The organism is Leptolyngbya sp. FACHB-321 (genome assembly GCF_014695975.1).
Taxonomy (GTDB): domain Bacteria; phylum Cyanobacteriota; class Cyanobacteriia; order Leptolyngbyales; family Leptolyngbyaceae; genus Stenomitos.
Genome location: NZ_JACJPI010000090.1, coordinates 157,458 through 178,104 on the forward strand (window position 1 = coordinate 157,458; position 20,647 = coordinate 178,104).

The following is a 20,647-nucleotide window of genomic DNA, read 5'->3' on the forward strand; positions in this document are numbered from 1 at the left end:
TCATTTTATGGACCTCCTCCTCCTCCAGAGTATCTGGTTGGTGCCTTGCTACGCCTTAGCTGGTGCTGCCCTATCTGTCCTTTGGTTTCCGTCGATCGCCCGTCGCACGGGACCACGCCCTGCCGGTTACACCAATGTGGTGATGACGTTTTTAGCCTTTCTACATTCGCTGATAGCGCTACCAGCAACGTGGCATCAGCCGCCACAGCAATTTTTCTTTCCCTGGCTTAATGTTGCCAATCTCGATTTAACGCTACCGCTGGAGGCATCGTCCCTCAACATTGGTGCGATGGTTCTAGTGACTGGCTTAAATTTGCTGGCGCAAATCTATGCCATTGGCTATATGGAGATGGACTGGGGCTGGGCACGGTTTTTCTCGCTGCTGGCACTGTTTGAAGCGGGTTTATGTGCGCTGGCATTGTGCAATTCACTGTTCTTTAGCTACATCATCCTGGAGATTTTGACGCTGGGAACCTACTTGCTGGTGGGGGTATGGTTTAACCAGTCGCTAGTAGTGACGGGTGCACGCGATGCCTTTCTCACAAAGCGCGTGGGTGATTTGTTTCTGCTTATGGGTGTGGTAGCGCTGCTACCACTGGCAGGCACCTGGGATTTTACAGAGCTAGCTGTATGGGCACAGACGGCGGAGGTTGATCCAACTGTCATCACGCTGGTTGGACTAGCGTTGATTGCGGGGCCGATGGGCAAATGCGCTCAATTTCCACTGCATCTCTGGCTCGATGAGGCGATGGAGGGTCCGCTACCCAGTACGATTTTGCGTAACTCAGTGGTGGTTGCAACGGGAGCCTGGGTGCTGATCAAGCTAGAACCTGTGCTGGCATTGTCACCCGTCGTTATGGCTACACTGGTTTGGATTGGTGGCATTACCGCTGTTGGTGGTTCGTTGATTGCGATCGCCCAAATTGACCTCAAGCGCACTCTGTCTTACTCAGTCAGTGCTTACATGGGGTTGGTGTTTATTGCAGTTGGCACGGGGCAAAGCGAGGCAGCGTTGCTGTTGGTGCTCACTCATGCTGTGGCGATCGCGCTGCTGGTCATGAGCCTTGGTGGAATTATCTGGAACAGCATTACGCAAGATATTACCCAACTGGGAGGACTTTGGTCGCGTCGTCCAGTCTCAGGTTTGGCATTTTTAGTTGGTACGACTGGCTTGATTGCCTTGCCGCCCTTCGGCAGCTTTTGGGCATTGCTGAAACTGGCAGATGGGTTATGGGCAACGCAACCGTGGTTGGTCGGGTTGGTGCTGTTGGTGAATGGTCTTACAGCCTTTAGCCTCACACGGGTATTTAGCCGCATTTTTGGCGGACAGGCACACCCAATGGCACAGCGATCACCCGAAATCTCCTGGACGATGGCACTGCCAATGATGGTGCTACTCGGTGTTGTGTTGCATACGCCACTCGTGCTGCAAGCCTTATCGTTACTACCAGTCTGGACAGATTTAAACAAAGACGTGGCATTGCTACTGCTGTGGTCAAGTGTTTTTGGATGCAGTCTTGGTGCCGTTGTCTATTTAGGAAGTGCGGTGCCGAAACCAGTTCAATTCCCCTGGAAGCCCCTTCAAGACTTGCTTTCCTATGACTTCTACACGGCTCAGATCTACCGCATGAGCATTGTACTTGGGGTCGATCTCGTATCGCGGCTGACCTCCTGGTTCGATCGCTACCTGGTCGATGGGTTCATTAACTTCCTGGGCATTGCCACACTGTTTGGTGGTGAAGGTTTGAAGTACAGCACATCAGGTCGGGGACAGTCCTATGCATTAACGATTGTGGTCGGTGCCGTTCTGGTTGGCTGTCTCGTTATGTGGTCGTCGTAGGAGTCAGAAGAAGGGCTAAAAGTTTAGTCAGTAGTCGATAGCCGAAATCAACTTAAAACTCAAAACTCAAAACTTCTCACTCCTTACCCTCCTATGCTTAGTACTCTCATCTGGCTACCCGTTGCCGGTGCCATCCTCATCGGCTTTTGTCCCGAACAGCGATCGCGGTTAGTGGCGTTGGCGATCGCGAGCCTTAACCTTCTCTGGACAATCCTAGTGCTGACTCGGTTCGACATCGGCAATACAGGGCTTCAAATGCAGGAAGCGCTTTCCTGGTTAGAGCCACTGGGCTTGACGTATCGGCTTGGTGTCGATGGGTTGTCGATACCGTTGCTGGCGCTCAATAGCTTGCTGATCTGGATTGTGATTTTCGGTAGCAGTCAGCAAATGGAGCGATCGCGCTTATTCTATGGGCTGGCTCTCTTAGTCGGTGGTGGCATCGCAGGCGCATTTTTGGCTCAGAATTTGCTCCTGTTTGTGCTGTTCTACGAAGTTGAATTGATTCCGCTTTACTTGATGATTGCTATTTGGGGCGGTTCCAAGCGCGACTACGCGGCGATGAAATTTCTCCTTTATACAGCCGTTTCAGGCGTGTTAATTTTGGTCGGCTTCCTGGGTTTAACCTGGCTCAGTGGAGCGCCGAGCTTTGACTATGCGGCGATCGATACGCAAGTTTTGCCGCTCAAAGCCCAGCTTATTCTGCTCACGATTCTGCTGATTGGCTTTGCAATCAAAACACCTTTAATTCCACTTCATACCTGGCTGCCCGATGCCTATGTTGAAGCGTCACCGCCCGTTGCGATTCTGCTGGGTGGCATTCTGGCAAAGCTAGGAACCTACGGCATCATCCGGTTTGGTTTGCAGTTGTTTCCCGAAACCTGGGCGATCGTGGCACCGGGCTTGGCGATCGTAGGTGTAGTTACCGTACTGTATGGCTCCTTGACCGCAATTTCTCAAAAAGATATGAAGCGGATGGTGGCGTATAGCTCGATCGGTCATATGGGCTATGTTCTGGTCGCCTGTGCAGCGGGTACACCTCTAAGCCTGCTAGGAGCCGTTGGTCAAATGGTTAGCCACGGCTTAATTCTGGCAATCTTGTTCTACCTGGTTGGCATTATTGAAGCGAAAGTGGGCACCCGTGAATTGGCTAAACTCAATGGTCTGCTGAACCCCATTCGCGGCTTGCCTCTGACCAGCGCCCTGCTCATTCTTAGCGGGATGGCAAGTGCTGGTATTCCGGGTCTAGTCGGTTTTATAGCAGAATTCCTGGTTTTTCAGGGAAGCTTCCCAGTCTTCCCCATACCCACACTGCTTTGCATCATAGCCAGTGGTTTGACCGCTGTTTACTTTGTCATTCTGCTCAACCGCACCTGCTTTGGCAAATTAGACAACGCGACGGCATACTACCCCAACGTAACCTGGACAGAACAAACACCTGCTCTAGTGCTGGCAGCATTGATCTTTTTCTTAGGCGTGCAACCAACCTGGCTATTACGTTGGAGCGAACCGACAACGAAGGCGCTGGTCGCAACATTGCCCATCAGTAGCGATCAGCAAATAGCAATGGATAGCGAGCAGTTCATAGAGAGTAAGGAGTAGGGAGCGAGGAAAGGTTAAAGGCTAAAAGTTTGGTCGCCACGGCTTCTCCCCCATCACCCTGCATCCCCTGCGTCCCCTATCCCCGCTGCTCCCCCTTCCTCCTCATCCCACAACTCAAAACTTTCCCATCATGACCACTGCAACCCTTACCAAAACTCTCCTTCCGCCCTCTCAGCATGAATTCGCTGACATTGTGCATCGCCTAGAAGCGGGTGGCGCAATGCTGCCAGATACGCCGGAGAACCTGATGCAAATTATCGGGCTGTACAAGGCGTATGCAGTGCCGATGGATTTCTATTGGCGCGATTTACTCTATATTGCGGAGCGGGAGTTTCTGAATCCACTGCCGTTTTTCAAGTACTTCCTTCCGAAAGAATATCTGGAGTTGCACAACCACTACGCGGGCGATGATGCTGATTTGCGGGTTTGGCGGGGGCAGGCGACAGCACATCCCGAACTGCTGGCGTTTATGGAGAAAGGGGAAACCATCAAAATGCCTCGGCTGCTCCATCACCTCTGGCATGATCGCATCAATATGGAGTTTGCCGAAGAATGTATGCGATCGATGCTCTGGCATCGGGGCATGGGCGGACAGTTCGATCCATATCTCGATAGCGAAGAATACAAGGCGAATGCCGATCGCGCGATTCGGGCATATTTCAAAGGCAATCCCGCTATGTTGGGCTTGTACAAACTGTTTCCCGATTTGTTCTTAGAGCAGTGTCGGCAGATGTCGTACTACGCCAACTTGGGGCTGTTTTGGGAAGTGATGGCTCCCGTCTTTTTTGAAATGTCAGATCTCTACGACGAGGGCAAAATTACCAGCGTCCCAGAGGCAATGAATTTTTTGGTGAATGGTATCTTTGCGATCGCGGGTCGCCCCATTTACCACCACGTTTATATCCGGGGTGAGTGCTACGAGATTGTTCCTAAGTCGAAAGGCTTTATGTGGCTCTACGAAGCAGCCTTACCCTATGTGGAAGCCGTGTTCTACCGTACCTCGCCGTTCCGAGGCACAAAGTCTTACAATGCTCAGGCAAAACAAGTACCCGGCGAGCAGAAGGACTTTCACTTTGGCATTCTCTACGCTGATGTGTTTCCAGTCGGTACAGCAGGCATTCCGCCAACGCTGTTGATGCAGGATATGCTGCACTTTTTACCACCGTATTTGGTGGACTACTACCGTCAATACTGCCGTGGCGAAGACGATATGTTGATCCAGTTAGGAATTAGCTTCCAGCGATCGATGTACTGCGTCACCTCAGCCGTCATCCAGGCATTGCGAACTGCCCTTCTCTATCCCCTCGATGACCCCAACCCCAAGCATCTCCAGGCAAATCGAGCGTTCTTTGAAGCACAACTCGATCGCTTCAAACGTCCAGAGGCACGGCTACGCGACATTCAGCAGCAGACCTATCGATAGGAGAAGAGTAAGGGGAGAGGAGTTGGTTTAGCGGTCAGCGGTCAGCAGTCAGCAGTCAGCTCTTTAGCCTTTCCCCTTTCCCCTTTCCCCTCCAGCCTTTTCCACTCCCTACTCCCTACTCCCCACTCATCCCCATGCCCGACATCGTTGATATTGCCGTCAATGCTGGTTCTTTCAAAACGCTTGTCACAGCAGTGCAGGCGGCTGGATTAGTCGATGTATTACGCAGCCCTGGTCCTTTTACTGTGTTTGCACCAAACGATGAGGCGTTTGCTAAACTGCCGCCCGGAACCGTGCAGACGTTGGTACAGAACATTCCGCAGCTTTCCCGCATCCTGACCTATCACGTGGTTTCGGGAAAATTGATGCAGGCTGACTTGCAAACTGTGGATTCGCTCACGTCGGTTGAAGGTTCACCTATTCGCATCAATACGACCGATGGGTTTGAAGTCAAAAATGCTACAGTGGTTGCTGCTGATATTGAAGCTGATAATGGCGTCATTCATGTCATTGATACGGTGATTTTAATGGGCTGATGTAGAGCACGATCGAGTCTCTTCAACACGATCGCTGCCATACTTCAACTGCTCACATTCAAAGAAACGGAGCGACATCAGCTCCATTGTTATTGCCACTAGCTGCTTCTCCTATTCGCCAACCTTAGTGCTTTGCGCTGGGGTTGGTTTTTATATATGGAACCTAGGCACCGAATCAAGGCTGTCTCTATCTTTTACTTGTGATATGGCAGTCGAAGAGAACGTTAGGACAGGCACAAACATGAAACTTCCTTGAAGCAAGGGCTTTTATTTATCCTTCATCCTTTTGCTATGAGCGTTTCTTTTTCCATTGCAGAAGTTTCGCATATGATTATTGAACTTTTGCAGCAGACTGCGGAAATTATTGCTACCATGCTGCTGCTAGGGGTGCGTAGAAAGCGGTAGACACCTGGCAGAGAGAGCGAACAGTTCAACTACTCACGTTTTAAAGTCCCTAAAGTGCCTTCTCAAAAAAGTGCGCTGCTCAAAACGGTTTAGTTCACTGTTGAAAAGTTGCCACCGTTTCAGCAGTCTTTATCGTTGTGTGGGGTAAAAGGAAGAAGTGAACGGTTCAAATCAGCGTCCTCTGCATTCAGTGAGGAAACCAAAGGCAGTTTTGAGGAAAATTCCAAAACAGAAGAAGCTGCGGTGGCTTTGGTTGGTGGCTGGGCTGGCGGGAGTGGCATTAGTATCAGCGACAGCAGGCGCAATTTTGGCAATGTCCTTTGCTAGCACTCCGTTAATGCAGCGTGAGTTGAGTCCAGAACAAGCGTCTGTTTTCTCAAAGGGCGATCGTATCTCGAAAAATAATCGCTTACAGTTGCCGGAGCTTACTCGCCCCGTCAATATTTTGGTATTGGGGCTTAAAGTGCTGACGAGCGACGTTCAGGAACCGCCGGAGCACCTTAAAAAATTACGCTACCATGCACTCGTCAATTCATTTGATGGCTTGACCGATACGATGCTGCTGCTCCGGTTCAATCCTGAAGCAAAAAAGTTAGTAGCACTTTCTATTCCAAGAGATACCCGTACTGAAATTCCAGGCTATGGTGTCGCCAAAATCAATGAAGCAAATGCAAACGGTGGTCCAGCGCTAAGTGCTAGAGCAACCAGTGAACTATTGGGAGGTGTAGGGGTCGATCGTTACGTGTCGATCAATGTCCAGGGTGTGCAGGCATTAGTTGATGCACTGGGCGGCGTAACGGTTTATGTACCCAAAGACATGAAGTATAAGGATGAAAGCCAACACCTTTACGTCAATCTTAAAGCAGGCAAACAGCATCTTAATGGTGATCAGGCACTGCAACTGTTGCGTTTTCGCTATGACGAATATGGTGACATTGGTCGCATTCAGCGGCAGCAATTAGTCATGCGTGCGTTGATAGAGCAAGCGCTGAGTCCAGCGACCCTGGCACGCTTGCCTCAAATCTTGTCAACCATCCAAACCCATATTGATACTAATTTGAGCGTAGAAGAGTTGGTCGCGTTGGTTGGGTTTGCTGCTCGTACCAACCGCTCTCAAATGCAAATGCTCATGGTACCAGGTAATTTTAGCCAGCCCAACGAGTACAACGGTGTCAGCTATTGGCTACCCAGCCCGCAGCGCATTCAAACGTTAATGGCACAGCATTTCAACTTTGGTACAGACTCAACTGCACCACTTGCCAATGCTGCAAGAATCGTCATTCAAGATAGTACGCGCCAGCTCAATGCAGCTCCGGCTGTTTCCAAAAAGCTAGAGCAAGCGGGCTATGGCAACGTCAGCATCACAAAACCCAGCCGCGAACCACTGCAAGTGACTCGTATTGTTGCGCAACAGGGTGACTTCGCAGGTGCTGAAGCAGTTCGTCGATCGCTCGGGTTTGGTGAAGTTCGCATCGAAAGTACAGGTGAGCTTGATTCTGATGTCACCATCCAAATTGGTCAAGACTGGACACGTATACAGTCGCGATCGTCGCAGCAATAAGCACAAACAACAATGAACCCTTGTTTAAACTGTGCTAAACAAGGGTTCTGGGAAGGTGCAGTCTTTAATAGGCATCCTGCAATTCGTAAAAATCAGGCGAAATATAATCTTTGCGAAGCGGCCAGCCCACCCAATCTTCTGGCATCAGAATGCGCTTCAGGTTTGGGTGCCCTTCATAGATAATGCCGTACATATCGTATGATTCACGCTCTTGCCAGTCTGCTGTTTTCCAGATCCAGTAAACAGATGGCACACGGGGATTTTCACGTGGCAAGAACACTTTAATACGCACTTCCTCTGGACGATCGGCGCGATCGCGTAGCTTGATGAGATGGTAAAAACTCACCAATTGATCGCCCGGACCCGCATCGTAAGCACCCTGACACTGCAAATAGTTGAAGCCGTAGGCATACAGCGCCGTAGAAAAGGGAATCAAAAACTCTGGTTCCACCTTCAGCATCTCTACACCAGAGGCATCCGCACCAAGTGACTCGTGCTCAAAACCGTTTTGCGTGAGCCATTTTGAGATTGTCCCTACAGAATCAACGGCTGCGGTTTCAGCTGGGACAATTTCAGCGTTAGTATCTGCCTGCGGCGCAGTTTCAGAGGTTGGCTTGGATTCTTCTTCAGGCACGATCGAGACCCTCCTTTTCGGCTGCTTTGAGCGCTGGTGGTACTGGTAGCCCCATCGCTTCTGCCAACTCTCTAGGCGGCATTTCGCGCGTACCTGACTGGATATACTGCCCTGTGAGAATCGGGTCTACCGCTTTCATCGTATGGGTAGTGCTGTAATAACGGTGGGTTTGTCGCAAGTCGCCGCGTTCTTGAATCGACTCGTTTGCAATCTTCTTCCGCAGTTTAATGATGGCATCAATGATTGCCTCGGGTCGCGGTGGGCAACCAGGAAGATACACATCGACTGGAATCAGCTTGTCAACACCGCGTACAGCCGTTGGGGAATCGACGCTAAACATTCCACCCGTAATCGTACAAGCGCCCATAGCGATCACGTACTTAGGATCTGGCATCTGCTCATAAAGGCGCACTAACGCAGGAGCCATCTTCATAGTGATCGTTCCTGCGGTAATGATGAGGTCTGCTTGACGAGGACTCGAGCGTGGCACCAGACCAAAGCGGTCAAAGTCAAAGCGAGAGCCAATCAAGGCAGCAAATTCAATAAAGCAACACGCTGTGCCATAGAGCATCGGCCATAAACTAGACAGCCGCGCCCAATTGTAGAGGTCATCAACGGTTGTTAATACAACGTTTTCAGACAGATCATGAGTGACGTTCGGTCGCTCGATCGGATTCATAATCAACTCAGACTGCCCAACAACAGCGCCTTTTGCTGCCGTTCTCGGATCTAAGACCATTCCAGTGCTCCTTTACGCCAAGCGTAGACAAGACCAATGATGAGGATGCCAACAAAGATGAGCGCTTCAATAAAAGCCAACAAGCCCAACTGGTTGAACGCTACCGCCCACGGGTATAAAAACACAGTTTCTACATCAAAAATGACGTAAACCAACGCGAACATATAGTAACGAATGTTGAATTGAATCCAAGCGCCTCCGATCGGCTCCATACCGGATTCATAAGTCGTACGACGCTCTGGTCCACGACGACTGGGGCGAACCAGCTTGGAGGCTGTCAATGCGAGCAGCGGCACTAGGCTGCACACCAGCAAAAAGCCAAGCAGATACTCATAACCACTGAGGACAAACATAAATCACGACCCCTCAGGCTGTGTAAACAACGACGCTAGCGGTTTGTTACCTGCCTTCATATTATAGGGTTGGTGTCCATAAGATGTATCGAAAAGCCCCACCGAAGTCTATAGAGAATTAGGGGAGGAAGGTTAGATCATTCTCAGTCGTCTTGACTTTTGTGATGTCAGGATGCAGTAATTCCCAGTCATGTCATAATCATTTACAGAACTCTCAGAATTCTGTAACTTCGATTTCTCCTTGCCACCCTAACCCTTGAATGCGAAAGCAATGAGTACCGAAACGGCTGAACCAACGGCGTTAGACCGCTATGAATGTCAAGCGTGTGGCTACATCTATGAACCACTAAAGGGGGACGAGCGCCGTCAGGTTTCTGCAACCACTCCTTTTGAGGCGGTTCCGTCTAACTGGCGTTGTCCTGTTTGTGGGGCACCAAAATCGCGGTTTTCAAACATTGGTGAGGTTGGCTCACCATCTGGGTTCAAAGAAAACCTGGGCTATGGGTTTGGGGTCAATACGCTGACACCTGGGCAAAAGAACATTTTGATCTTTGGTGCTCTGGCATTGGGCTTTCTCTTTTTTCTCAGCCTGTATGGGTTGCAGTGAAAAGGAAAGCGTTTCAGAGCAAGCCCAATAGGTACAGTCTCAACAGATTAGAAAAACCGCTTGATCGATATTGAGTAGAGATTTGAGTGCAATGCGTTTAGTTATGGCATTTTTGAGGCGGGCGATCGCCCAGCAAGTTGTTTTAAGGCAGGCGGTTTTAGGTCGCATCGTTGGGCTGTTTGCGATCGCAATGCTGTGTTCAAGCTGCGGTGGTTATCTACCATCCATTAGCGGCACTCCATGGCAGCAAGTTTCCGTTCCTACTGAAGCAAACCTGCTGGATTTGAGCTTTGTTGATGCCAAACATGGTTGGCTGACAGGCACTAGCTCGACATTGATGGAAACAACCGACGGTGGCAAGACCTGGGAACCTCGCACTCTGGAGTTAGATCAGGCATATCGCCTCAACTCGGTCAGCTTTTCGGGCGATGAGGGTTGGATTGCAGGACAACCCTCTCTTTTGCTGCATACGACAGATGGTGGAAAATCCTGGTCCAGGGTGCCCCTCAGTGCAAAGCTACCTGGCTCTCCAAATACAGTTCTGGCGCTCGGCCCTAAGGCGGCAGAGATGACGACGGACATTGGAGCCATTTATCGCACAGCTGATGGTGGTAAAAACTGGAAGGCAATGGTTGAAACAGCCGTTGGTGTTATTCGTAACATTTCGCGTGCGCCTGATGGTAAGTATGTTGCCGTCTCTTCACGCGGAAACTTTTATTCACTCTGGCAACCGGGTCAAGCTATTTGGGAGCCGCACGATCGCAACAGTTCTCGACGGCTTCAGAGCATGGGCTTTACACCTGATGGACGGCTCTGGATGATTGCACGAGGCGGGCAGATTCAGTTTCAAGCTCCTGATGCTCCTGATGAGTGGGAGAAACCAATCAGCCCAGAATTTTCTACCAGTTGGGGACTGTTAGACCTTGCTTTCCGCACTCCTAATGAGATTTGGGTTTCGGGGGGGAGTGGTAATCTTTTACGGAGCGTTGACAGCGGCGAGACGTGGGAGAAGGATCGATCGATCGAAAACGTTCCATCTAACCTGTACAAAATCCTGTTTCTCAGCGCCGATCGGGGTTTTATCATCGGTCAAAAGGGAACGTTGCTTCGATATAGCCCCTCAGAAGCGACAGCATGATTAGCAGGCTAATTATGGGTTAGCAGTAGAGCTAAGTTACAGCCTTTAGCTGCTCATATTTGGACTCTTTAACTGTTTTCTGGCTCAATCTTGCAAAGTTGCTTGTGAGTGGTTCAGTGGTTTCGTATGATGAAGAGAAAGTAAGCGTTTTATGATCATTACTGGAGGAATCTAAATGGCTGGTACTACTGGAGAGCGCCCTTTTGGCGACATTATTACAAGTGTTCGTTATTGGGTGATTCATAGCATCACCATTCCAGCGTTGTTTATTGCTGGTTGGCTGTTTGTACAAACAGGTCTAGCTTACGATGCGTTTGGCACACCGCGTCCAAACGAGTACTACCCCACACAAGTGCAATCAGCACCCATCATCAAAGATCGGTTTGATGCAAAACAAGAGATCGAAGAATTTCTCGCTAAATAGTTTAAGGATTGCTCACAGTTATGACTAGCAGAACAAACGAACCCGTTACATACCCTATTTTTACAGTGCGCTGGTTAGCTGTACACACGCTGGCTGTGCCTTCTGTTTTCTTCTTGGGCGCGATCGCTGCCATGCAGTTTACACAACGATAGACACAACAAGGGGCAATATCATGGCAATTAGAGGTAATACGAATCCAAACAAGCAGCCAGTTGAGTTAAACCGTACTTCGCTTTACCTTGGCTTGCTGATGATTTTTACACTTGGCATTCTTTTTTCTAGCTACTTCTTTAACTAGCTGCTCCTTGGTTTGGAGCAACGCTTTGCATCAGTTTGTTGAGTTTTCTTCTTAAGAGGTTAGTGTCGTGTCTAGTTCTGGAAAAATTCCTTTGTGGATTGTGGCAACAGTGGCGGGGACGGGTATTCTTGTTGTCCTTGGTATTTTCTTTTATGGTGCTTACGCTGGTCTTGGTTCCTCTCTCTAGGGACAGGGCTTGGTGCAGGTTTTGACTTAAGGCTTTAAGGTTCTGCCTCTTTTGCTAGACCTGCTGCTGCTAGACAATGAGCGCTTTGGGTTTCAAAAAGCTGTCCTACAAAAAATGTCTGTCCAATCAAGTGGACAGACATTTTTTGTAGGACGGAAGCAGGGCTGCTGTAAGTCAATGATTACATAGGGCACAGCATAGCTGTGCCCCACGCTAAGGTATGTCCAATTTCCAATTAAATTGGTACGAGTTTAAACCTGAACCAAGAGTCTCTTAGATACCGCTTGCGTCTTCACGCTCAATATAGAGAAAGAGAAGACCAAACACGACGGCAGGCAGTAGCCAGGTGACTACTGGAATGAGAATCCAGGGCAAAAAAGAAGCAGCGTATGAACCTGTCATAACAAGTTTCCTATCTAGATTTAGATGGTTCCAGAACTGACTTTACTGCGAAAGGGGAACGAGTTTTGCACTTCTAACCATTCTTAACAAGCGAGAGTATACGGTTACTCACTTGCATCTGTTAAGAATTTTGGACAGTTAAAAAGCTTCTCACTTAACCCTAAGCACTTTTCAGGGTGTTCACTGTACGTTTAGCCTATTTTGACCCACTACTATTCGTTAAAATCTTCCAGCGAGACGCTGGGCAGATCCGGTGGTACTACCAGACGATCGACCGTGACTTTATGACTTTCGCGTTGGGTATGCATCTCAACCGCGATCGCTTCTAAGCGAATTTCGACACTGCCGAACGGTACGGTCAAGGGTGTCATCGCTTCAAGATCGCCCAAGCCATTAGGTAGAAAATCGATCAGCCAACGAGGAGCATCCAGCAATGAGCGAGTTTGGCGATCAGTGACCCAGAGCTTAACGTAAATTCTAGGCAACAGGTTGGGCAGCTTAACGCGGATATTGATCGGCTTGCCAGAGACTAATTCTCCAGTAACAACTTCTAACGTTGGCGTTGGCACAGACTCCTCTGCTGGCAGAATGAGTGGGTTGGGCTGTTGGTCTGTCGTAGGTTGCATCGGTGGCATCGTCGGCTGGGGGTTGCTGCGACGGCGCTCATTTGGCAGTGGCTCATCGTCAACAACGATTTCGTCCGTTAGCGATCGAGCTTCAGCAACTGCTGGCACAGTTATGGCGTTCGGCGGTAGGCTACCGGGTGCCAGGTTAGCTTTAAGCAGTGCAGACAGCTCAGTATCAGAAGCAAGGGATGTGAGTCGCGTTAAAAATCGATCTTGAAGCTTGAGCGATTGAAACGCCATGTGAGTGGGTGACGGCAGATCCAGCGTTTTGTCAGTGCTGTTAATGTCAGCACGATCGAGTGCCTCAATAGAGGCTTCTTCCGCTGGTAGCGCATCATTTTTGGCGCTGTCTAAAGCTTCAGGGGTAGCTTCAGTATGATCGTCTGCAAGAATTGGAGCAGTTTCGGGCACGTCAACAGCATTTGTTTCAGCGGCTGTTACGCTTGCGTCGGAGGTGGAGGGGATTGGTGTAATAGTCTCAGCCATCGGTGCTTGCGGTTCTGAAGGCTGATTGGCAAGCTTAAAGGCAGGCAAATCGAGCGGTCTAGCATTTGCTTGCTCTGGGGTGGGTCGGTAAAGCTGAGGCGGTAGGGGCTGACCTGCTAGCGAAGGAAAACGTGGCGATCGCTCGTCTGTCGGTTCAATGACAGCCAAATCTAAGAAAGATAAATCTAAGGGTGGGGATGCTTGCTCTTTTAACCGGGAAGACAGTTCCAGCGGTAGATCAATTCGCTCTTCATCGTCAATTTCAGTCGTCAGTGCTTCATGTAGTTTTGCCAGTTCGCCCACCAATGCAGTAGGGTCAACGGTAATGGAAAACGCCTGGGTAAGTAGCACGATCGATGCTTCTGGTTGATCTGGCAGCGCACCACACAACAGCACCTCTCCCAACACCAAATGCGTTGCAAACGTATCGGGCAGCGAGAATGTGAACGTAAAGGGTAATGGGTAGCTAGCAGAAGGGAGCATCTGGTGATCGCTAACTAAAACCTGAAGGCTCTGAGGATCGCGCAAACAAAGCTGTAAGACTTGCGCGGTTGCACCAGCAAAGGTAGGCGAGGCTTCACTAGCCCACGGATCAACAACTGCAGCTAAATCATCTGGTTCCGCAACTGGCACGGAGGAGCGTGTTTTAGCCGGTGATAGCTGGATAGTTGACTGCGGCACGATCGCCACCTGTCCAGACACGGTGATTTCTTCTCCTCGCGTTGCCACAAAAGTTGATTCATCAAGCGTTAGCGAAAAAGCTTCGCCAGCCGCGAGTGTGTACAGCGTTGGTGTATATGTTGGCAAGGATTGTGATGCTACATCATCCGGCTGGGAAGGCGGCACAGAGCCGTTGGTCCAAGTAGCCGCAGAGTTTGATACAGGAGTAGTAAAGTCCTCACCGTTGTAAAGCGTACTCTCTCCTGCATGAGCAGGCTCTACAGGACTAGCAACGTCTATAGATGAGGAGGTAGACGTGAGCGTGGCGAGATCAAAGTCCTGAAGCACATCATCAACCAACTGCTCAGAGAGTTGCTCGGCAATCTGAAACAGCCGCTCCATCGAAGCACCAAGAATTTCAGATACTTCTGGTGGCAGCGGTACCTGGCGATCGTTTGTTGCGGGCAATGGGTTAATAGCGGACTCCGATTGTAAAGACGACGCGATCGCTTGTTCCATTAGAGCATCGTCGGTGAGATCAGTAGAGGCTGCAGGAACGTTCTCTGCTGCAACATTGCCTGTTGTCGCCTTTGCATCACCAACAGCAGAGGGCATAGTGACCGTTGTTAGAGCAGCAGGGGATGTCCAATCAGGATCCCAATCTTCTTCCACATCGTGTGCTACTACTTGCAGCGTTACAGCATGTGTTTGAGCACCTGCCATTAAGTCGGTCAGCAGATCTTTAGGAGAACATTGCAACTCCCACAAACCCGGCTCAAGGCGAGTGAAAGGGATGACTACCGTTAAACCCTCCTGGTTGGTTTGGCACAAGCGTTTTTGCACGCGCCGTGTTGGAGGTACTGCTTCTGTAGCAATATGTACGATGCGAGTTTCGATCGCCGCGTTGACATGACTGGAACGAGCCACAATGCGATAGCGTCCCTCCAGGATTTCAACGTCGGGTGAATCCAGAGGAAGCCAGGAGCGATCGCCCTCTTTCTGCAACAAAAATTCCCAGTGTTCCATCTCACACCCGCGCCAAAGCTCTGCTAAACTCAACCACCGCCTAAACCATCTCTATAAAACGCTAGCTCTAGCGTTTGGGAGTTATTCTACTCCCGTTTAAATCTTTAGACGATACCTAAATATAGTGGACTGATCCAAAACTTTCACATCCTAGTTAAAACTGGTTTTTAATCTCTTCTCTATGACCAGCCCATAAGTCTCTGCTTAACCACCGATCAGGTGAATAACTAATTCACGGGTCTGACCATGCTGACGATGCTCCCAGAGGTAAATGCCTTGCCAGATGCCCAGAACCAGACGACCGTTAGCGATCGGAATTTGCTCCGATGTCTTGGTTAGCGCTGTACGAATATGAGCAGGCATATCGTCGGGTCCTTCGGTGCTATGGATGTAGTTTTCCCACTCTGGCACCAGTTTGGCAAAGAAATTCTCTAAGTCTTTTAAGACATCAGGGTCAGCGTTTTCTTGAATTAACAAGCTAGCCGATGTGTGACGAAGAAAAAGGGTGCAAAGCCCGGTTTGAATTTGCGATTCAGCAACGATCGCCTGTACTTTCTGAGTCACCCTACAAAGTGATTTGCCCGTCGTTTGAAGCTTGAGTACCTGCTGGTGTTGGCGCATGGGAGGTAAGAAGTAAGGAGGGTAGCTTGCTTCCGCTTCGCCTTGGGGTGAAGGGATCCTGCTTAAGCAAAAGTCCCCCGCCTTAACAGCGAGGGACTTAAGTAGGGTGCTTTATAGCCCTAGCTTTGCTTGATGTGCGCTAGCCAAATTTAGCGGCTGTGGCAGAGATCAAGAAGGCAGCGTAGGTAAGAATGTAGCCGACCGTAAAGTGAGCTAAACCAACTACACGTCCTTGAACGATGGAAAGTGCAACAGGCTTGTCCTTCCAGCGAACCAGGTTCGCCAGTGGGGTACGCTCATGTGCCCAAACCAACGTTTCGATCAGCTCTTGCCAGTACCCTCTCCAGGAGATCAGGAACATGAAGCCCGTTGCCCAGACCAGATGCCCAAAGAGGAACATCCAGGACCAAACGGATAGGTTATTCATGCCGTACGGGTTGTAACCATTGATGGTCGCACCGGAGTACAGCCAGAGGTAATCGCGTAGCCAGCCCATAAGATAAGTTGAGCTTTCGTTGAACTGAGACACGTTTCCAGACCAGACAGCGAGATGCTTCCAGTGCCAGTAGAACGTTACCCAGCCAAGCGTATTCAGCATCCAGAACATCGCCAGGTAGAACGAATCCCACGCTGAGATGTCGCAGGTACCACCCCGTCCAGGACCATCGCAAGGGAACGCATAGCCGAAGTCTTTTTTGTCCGGCATCAGCTTAGAACCGCGTGCATCCAACGCACCCTTGACCAAAATCAGAGTGGTGGTGTGCAGACCCAGAGCGATCGCATGGTGAACCAAGAAATCGCCAGGACCAATGGTGAGGAACAAGGAGTTTGTACCACTGTTGATAGCATCTAACCAGCCTGGGAGCCAAACATTACCGTAGTTGGGCCAGGCAGTCGTTGCAATACTATCGGGATTCGACAGCAGCGCATCCATGCCGTAAAGCACTTTTCCATGGGATGCCTGAATGAACTGTGCAAACACAGGCTCAATCAAGATCTGCTTTTCAGGCGTACCGAAGGCAACGACCACATCGTTGTGAACGTACAGACCCAACGTATGGAAACCGAGGAACAGCGAAACCCAGCTCAGGTGAGAGATGATGGCTTCTTTATGCTGTAGAACTCGATCCAACACATTGCCCTTATTCTGGTCTGGATCGTAATCCCGTACCCAGAAGATGGCTCCGTGAGCAAAGGCACCGACCATCAGGAACCCAGCAATGTACTGGTGATGGGTATATAGTGCTGCTTGCGTCGTGAAGTCCTTTGCCATGAAGGCATAAGGTGGCAACGCATACATATGCTGTGCGACCAGGGAGGTAACAACACCCAATGCAGCCAGGTGGATGCCCAACTGGAAATGCAACGAGTTGTTGTAGGTTTCGTACAGCCCCTGGTGAGGCAGATTGAACTGACCTTCACTACCAGATGACAACAGCCCTTTCTTGCTGTCCAGCATGTCCTTGATGCTGTGACCAATACCAAAGTTGGTGCGGTACATGTGACCAGCAACAATAAACAGGACTGCGATCGCCAGATGGTGATGCGCCATGTCTGTCAACCAAAGCGATTCAGTCTGTGGATGAAAACCACCCAGGAAAGTCAGAATCGCTGTACCAGCACCTTGAGACGTGCTAAAGACGTGCCCAGGAGTGTCAGGGTTTTCAGCATATACGCCCCAGTTGCCGCTGAAGAAGGGAGCTAAACCAGCCGGATGTGGCGGTGTAGACAAGAAGTTATCCCAACCAACGTGCTGCCCACGAGCTTCAGGAATCGCTACGTGGATCAAGTGACCAGCCCATGCGAGTGAGCTAACGCCAAACAAACCCGCGAGGTGATGGTTCAGCCGTGATTCTGCATTCTTAAACCAAGCCAGCGAAGGGCGGAACTTGGGTTGCAAATGCAGCCAGCCTGCAAACAGAAAGACACCAGACAGGAGGAGGAGAAAGATACACCCGTTATAGAGTTCACCGTTCGTCCGCATTCCGATCGTGTACCACCACTGGTAAACACCAGAGTAGGCAATATCAACCGGATAATTTACCCCACCTTGGGTGAACGCATCCACCGCTGGTTGACCGAATTGAGGGTCCCAAATCGCATGAGCGATGGGACGGATGTTCAACGGATCTTTGATCCACTGTTCAAAGTTGCCTTGCCACGCTACGTGGAATAGGAGACTAGATGTCCACAGGAAGATGATTGCCAGGTGACCGAAGTGAGAGGCGAAAATCTTTTGGTAAAGATTCTCTTCTGTCATCCCGTCATGACTTTCAAAGTCGTGGGCAGTAGCGATCCCGTACCAAATCCGACGAGTGGTCGGGTCTTGAGCGAGGTCTTGGCTAAATTTGGGAAATTTAGTCGCCATAGTTCTACTTCGTTCTCCTCGCGCTTATCCAAGTGCCAGTGTACGAGCCAGGAAGAATGCCCACGTTGTGACAATTCCTCCAAGGAGATAGTGTGCTACCCCTACAGCCCGACCCTGAATGATGCTCAATGCGCGGGGCTGAATTGCCGGGGCAACCTTCAGCTTGTTGTGCGCCCAAACAATCGATTCAATTAACTCCTGCCAGTAGCCACGACCGCTAAACAGGAACATCAAGCTGAATGCCCAAACAAAGTGTGCACCCAGGAAGAGTAAGCCGTAAGCCGAAAGCGCTGAACCGTAGGAGGTAATTACCTGCGTTGCTTGTGCCCAGAGGAAGTCCCGCAGCCAACCATTAATGGTGATTGCACTCTGAGCAAAGTTACCGCCTGTAATATTAGCCACCGTGCCATCTGGATTAACCGTCCCCCACACATCTGACTGCATCTTCCAACTGAAGTGGAAAATCACGATCGACAGTGAGTTGTACATCCAGAACAGACCAAGGAAGACATGATCCCAACCAGAAACCTGGCAGGTGCCGCCCCGTCCAGGACCGTCGCAAGGGAAGCGGAAGCCCAAGTTTGCTTTATCTGGAATCAGACGCGAGCTACGGGCATACAGCACACCTTTAAGCAGAATCAGCACTGTGACGTGAATGGTAAACGCATGGATATGGTGTACCAAGAAGTCTGCCGTGCCGAGAGCAATCGGCGCGATCGCCACCTTGCCAGCAACTGCTACCGTTTGACCGCCAAACACAAAACTAGCGGGAGCCAGCGCATTTGGAGCGGTTGTACCTGGAGCCAGCGTATGTAGGTTTTGTACCCACTGCGCGAACACAGGCTGAAGTTGGATCGCTGTATCCGAGAACATATCTTGAGGACGACCTAAAGCCCGCATCGTGTCGTTATGCACATACAGACCGAAGCTGTGGAAGCCCAAGAAGATACAAACCCAGTTCAGGTGCGAAATAATTGCATCCCGATGGCGAATCACGCGATCGAGCAGGTTGTTCTGATTCACCACGGGGTCGTAGTCGCGCACCATGAAGATGGCACCGTGAGCTGCTCCACCAACGATGAAGAAACCACCGAGCCACATGTGATGCGTAAACAGAGACAACTGCGTCGCGTAGTCCGTTGCCATGTAAGGGTATGGCGGCATGGAGTACATATGCTGAGCAACGATAATGCTCAGAGAGCCAACCATTGCCAGATTGATTGCCAATTGCGCATGCCAGGAAGTTGTCAGCACTTCATACAGACCTTTATGACCTTCGCCAGTAAAGGGACCTTTGTGCGCTTCCAAAATTTCCTTAATGCTGTGTCCAATACCCCAGTTGGTGCGGTATTGATGCCCAGCGATGATGAACAGAACCGCGATCGCCAGATGATGGTGAGCTGTATCTGACAGCCACAAACCACCTGTCACTGGGTTCAAGCCACCCTTAAAGGTCAGAAAGTCAGAATATTCTGCCCAATTGAGGGTAAAGAACGGAGTTAAGCCCTTTGCAAAACTGGGATATAAATCCGCCATCAGCTTCGAGTTCAAGATGAACTCATGGGGCAAGGGAATGTCTTTTGGAGCTACCCCTGCATCCAGTAGCTTGTTGATGGGAAGCGAGACGTGGATCTGATGACCCGCCCAACCCAGTGAACCGAGACCAAACAACCCAGATAGGTGGTGGTTCAGCATCGACTCCACATTCTGGAACCATTCCAGTTTGGGTGCCCGCTTGTGGTAGTGGAACCAGCCTGCAAACAGCATCAGACCTGCCATGACCAGACCGCCAATCGCGGTGACATAGAGCTGGAAGCTGTTGGTGAAGCCAGAGGCTCGCCACAGGTAGAAAAAGCCAGATGTAATTTGGATGCCGTGGAAACCACCGCCCACATCTGCATTCAAAATTTCTTGTCCGAAAATTGGCCAAACCACTTGTGCACTGGGTTTAATGCCAGTTGGGTTGCTCAACCAAGCCTCGTAGTTTGAAAACTTAGCGCCATGGAAATACATACCGCTAAGCCAGATGAACACAACGGCAAGATGCCCGAAGTGAGCACTGAAAATTTTACGAGAAACGTCTTCTAAGTCACTAGTATGGCTATCAAAATCATGAGCGTTGGCGTGGAGATTCCAAATCCAAGTTGTGGTTTTGGGACCTCTAGCCAGGGTGCGATCGAAATGACCAGGCTCTGACCACTTCTGAAAAGAAGTCGGCACTGGGTCCTTATCAACCGTAACCTTGACCTTCGCTTCGCGCTCCCGTGGAGTAATTGTCATTGAGACTCTCCTCTCTCTAGACAAGGAACGAGGAATCCCCCCTGCCAGAAGCTGCCCTGATGCTTGAAAACAGCATCCTGCTCTGGTGAGGAGCCATCAGCACCGATCGGAAAACAAGGTGTGAATCCTAAATGCACTGGATGGCATGAGGCTGCAATCAGCGATCGCAGTTCAAAGAACGGGGCACGCATTGCCATCAGAACCAGGGCGGTTCGCTCCGACAACACAACTAGACTGGTAAGGGTTCTCATCGTGCCATTATAGGACCCGTGTTACGCCGAAATCAGACGCAATTAACAATAATTCAAACTCCTTCGACTGCGGCTGCAAATGGACTTCAGAATCTGAGCTGTGCGAAAAAGTCAAGCGATACGGCAATTGTGTTCACGAAACTCAACAATCAGAAAACTTTAGTGATAAATCGTGGGATCGCC

At 50.2% G+C, this 20,647-nt stretch carries 20 protein-coding genes; 11 read left to right on the forward strand and 9 right to left on the reverse strand.

Annotated elements, in window-relative coordinates; genetic code table 11:
- The first annotated feature begins 7 nt into the window (after positions 1-7).
- From H6F76_RS29265 to H6F76_RS29285, 5 genes are all read left to right on the forward strand, one after another.
- A complete protein-coding gene (locus H6F76_RS29265; protein WP_190513655.1) occupies positions 8-1,840 on the forward strand; it encodes an NAD(P)H-quinone oxidoreductase subunit F in 1,833 nt (610 codons plus the stop codon).
- Positions 1,841-1,933: 93 nt separating this feature from the next.
- The gene (locus tag H6F76_RS29270; RefSeq protein WP_190513657.1) at positions 1,934-3,439 is read left to right on the forward strand and encodes an NADH-quinone oxidoreductase subunit M; all 1,506 of its coding nucleotides are present in this window, start codon (positions 1,934-1,936) and stop codon (positions 3,437-3,439) included.
- Between the two features lie 130 nt (positions 3,440-3,569).
- Entirely contained in the window at positions 3,570-4,862 is a 1,293-nt protein-coding gene (locus H6F76_RS29275) for a CO2 hydration protein (RefSeq protein ID WP_190513658.1), read from the forward strand.
- A 134-nt stretch (positions 4,863-4,996) separates the two neighbouring features.
- Complete coding sequence (locus H6F76_RS29280) at positions 4,997-5,398, forward strand: fasciclin domain-containing protein (RefSeq protein ID WP_190451385.1); 402 nt, start codon at positions 4,997-4,999, stop codon at positions 5,396-5,398.
- 616 nt (positions 5,399-6,014) lie between these two features.
- Complete coding sequence (locus tag H6F76_RS29285; RefSeq protein ID WP_242036899.1) at positions 6,015-7,364, forward strand: LCP family protein; 1,350 nt, start codon at positions 6,015-6,017, stop codon at positions 7,362-7,364.
- A gap of 64 nt (positions 7,365-7,428) precedes the next feature.
- Here the strand turns inward: H6F76_RS29285 and H6F76_RS29290 are convergent, their stop codons facing one another.
- Genes H6F76_RS29290 through ndhC form a run of 3 tightly spaced genes read right to left on the reverse strand, consistent with a single transcriptional unit; the run spans position 7,429 to position 9,090 of the window.
- Positions 7,429-7,935, reverse strand: a complete 507-nt coding sequence (locus H6F76_RS29290) for an NAD(P)H-quinone oxidoreductase subunit J (RefSeq protein WP_190513712.1) — start codon at positions 7,933-7,935, stop codon at positions 7,429-7,431.
- Between the two features lie 55 nt (positions 7,936-7,990).
- Positions 7,991-8,677 carry a photosynthetic/respiratory NAD(P)H-quinone oxidoreductase subunit K gene (gene ndhK, locus H6F76_RS29295; protein WP_206756078.1) on the reverse strand — a complete coding sequence of 229 codons (687 nt, stop codon included), beginning with the start codon at positions 8,675-8,677 and terminating at the stop codon, positions 7,991-7,993.
- A gap of 50 nt (positions 8,678-8,727) precedes the next feature.
- On the reverse strand, positions 8,728-9,090 hold the full coding sequence (gene ndhC, locus H6F76_RS29300; protein WP_106259002.1) for a photosynthetic/respiratory NAD(P)H-quinone oxidoreductase subunit C: 363 nt from the start codon (positions 9,088-9,090) through the stop codon (positions 8,728-8,730).
- 271 nt (positions 9,091-9,361) lie between these two features.
- On the opposite strand from ndhC, the gene H6F76_RS29305 reads away from it, so the two are divergent.
- The 6 genes from H6F76_RS29305 to H6F76_RS29330 all read left to right on the forward strand — a co-directional run bounded on the left by H6F76_RS29305 (position 9,362) and on the right by H6F76_RS29330 (position 11,744).
- Positions 9,362-9,697: a rubredoxin gene (locus tag H6F76_RS29305; RefSeq protein ID WP_190513661.1), complete on the forward strand. Its 336-nt coding sequence runs from the start codon at positions 9,362-9,364 to the stop codon at positions 9,695-9,697.
- Positions 9,698-9,800: 103 nt separating this feature from the next.
- The gene (locus H6F76_RS29310) at positions 9,801-10,835 is read left to right on the forward strand and encodes a photosynthesis system II assembly factor Ycf48 (protein ID WP_190513665.1); all 1,035 of its coding nucleotides are present in this window, start codon (positions 9,801-9,803) and stop codon (positions 10,833-10,835) included.
- 175 nt (positions 10,836-11,010) lie between these two features.
- Complete coding sequence (gene psbE, locus H6F76_RS29315; protein ID WP_190451398.1) at positions 11,011-11,259, forward strand: cytochrome b559 subunit alpha; 249 nt, start codon at positions 11,011-11,013, stop codon at positions 11,257-11,259.
- 20 nt (positions 11,260-11,279) lie between these two features.
- A complete protein-coding gene (psbF, locus tag H6F76_RS29320) occupies positions 11,280-11,411 on the forward strand; it encodes a cytochrome b559 subunit beta (protein ID WP_190451400.1) in 132 nt (43 codons plus the stop codon).
- Positions 11,412-11,431: 20 nt separating this feature from the next.
- Entirely contained in the window at positions 11,432-11,557 is a 126-nt protein-coding gene (locus tag H6F76_RS29325; RefSeq protein WP_190451402.1) for a photosystem II reaction center protein L, read from the forward strand.
- Between the two features lie 67 nt (positions 11,558-11,624).
- Positions 11,625-11,744 carry a photosystem II reaction center protein J gene (locus H6F76_RS29330; RefSeq protein WP_190451404.1) on the forward strand — a complete coding sequence of 40 codons (120 nt, stop codon included), beginning with the start codon at positions 11,625-11,627 and terminating at the stop codon, positions 11,742-11,744.
- A gap of 273 nt (positions 11,745-12,017) precedes the next feature.
- Here H6F76_RS29330 and H6F76_RS29335 read toward each other — a convergent pair whose 3' ends face one another.
- From H6F76_RS29335 to H6F76_RS29360, 6 genes are all read right to left on the reverse strand, one after another.
- The gene (locus H6F76_RS29335) at positions 12,018-12,146 is read right to left on the reverse strand and encodes a photosystem I reaction center subunit VIII (protein ID WP_190451407.1); all 129 of its coding nucleotides are present in this window, start codon (positions 12,144-12,146) and stop codon (positions 12,018-12,020) included.
- Positions 12,147-12,358: 212 nt separating this feature from the next.
- On the reverse strand, positions 12,359-14,944 hold the full coding sequence (locus H6F76_RS29340; RefSeq protein ID WP_190513667.1) for a hypothetical protein: 2,586 nt from the start codon (positions 14,942-14,944) through the stop codon (positions 12,359-12,361).
- Positions 14,945-15,148: 204 nt separating this feature from the next.
- On the reverse strand, positions 15,149-15,565 hold the full coding sequence (locus tag H6F76_RS29345) for a secondary thiamine-phosphate synthase enzyme YjbQ (RefSeq protein WP_190513668.1): 417 nt from the start codon (positions 15,563-15,565) through the stop codon (positions 15,149-15,151).
- 139 nt (positions 15,566-15,704) lie between these two features.
- Positions 15,705-17,933: a photosystem I core protein PsaB gene (gene psaB, locus H6F76_RS29350; RefSeq protein WP_190451411.1), complete on the reverse strand. Its 2,229-nt coding sequence runs from the start codon at positions 17,931-17,933 to the stop codon at positions 15,705-15,707.
- Positions 17,934-17,957: 24 nt separating this feature from the next.
- Positions 17,958-20,213 (reverse strand): photosystem I core protein PsaA, encoded by a 2,256-nt coding sequence (gene psaA / locus H6F76_RS29355; RefSeq protein ID WP_190451413.1) that lies wholly within the window; start codon positions 20,211-20,213, stop codon positions 17,958-17,960.
- Positions 20,210-20,464: a hypothetical protein gene (locus H6F76_RS29360; protein ID WP_190513670.1), complete on the reverse strand. Its 255-nt coding sequence runs from the start codon at positions 20,462-20,464 to the stop codon at positions 20,210-20,212. The genes psaA and H6F76_RS29360 overlap by 4 nt, the downstream gene beginning before the upstream one ends.
- Positions 20,465-20,647: the final 183 nt, after the last annotated feature.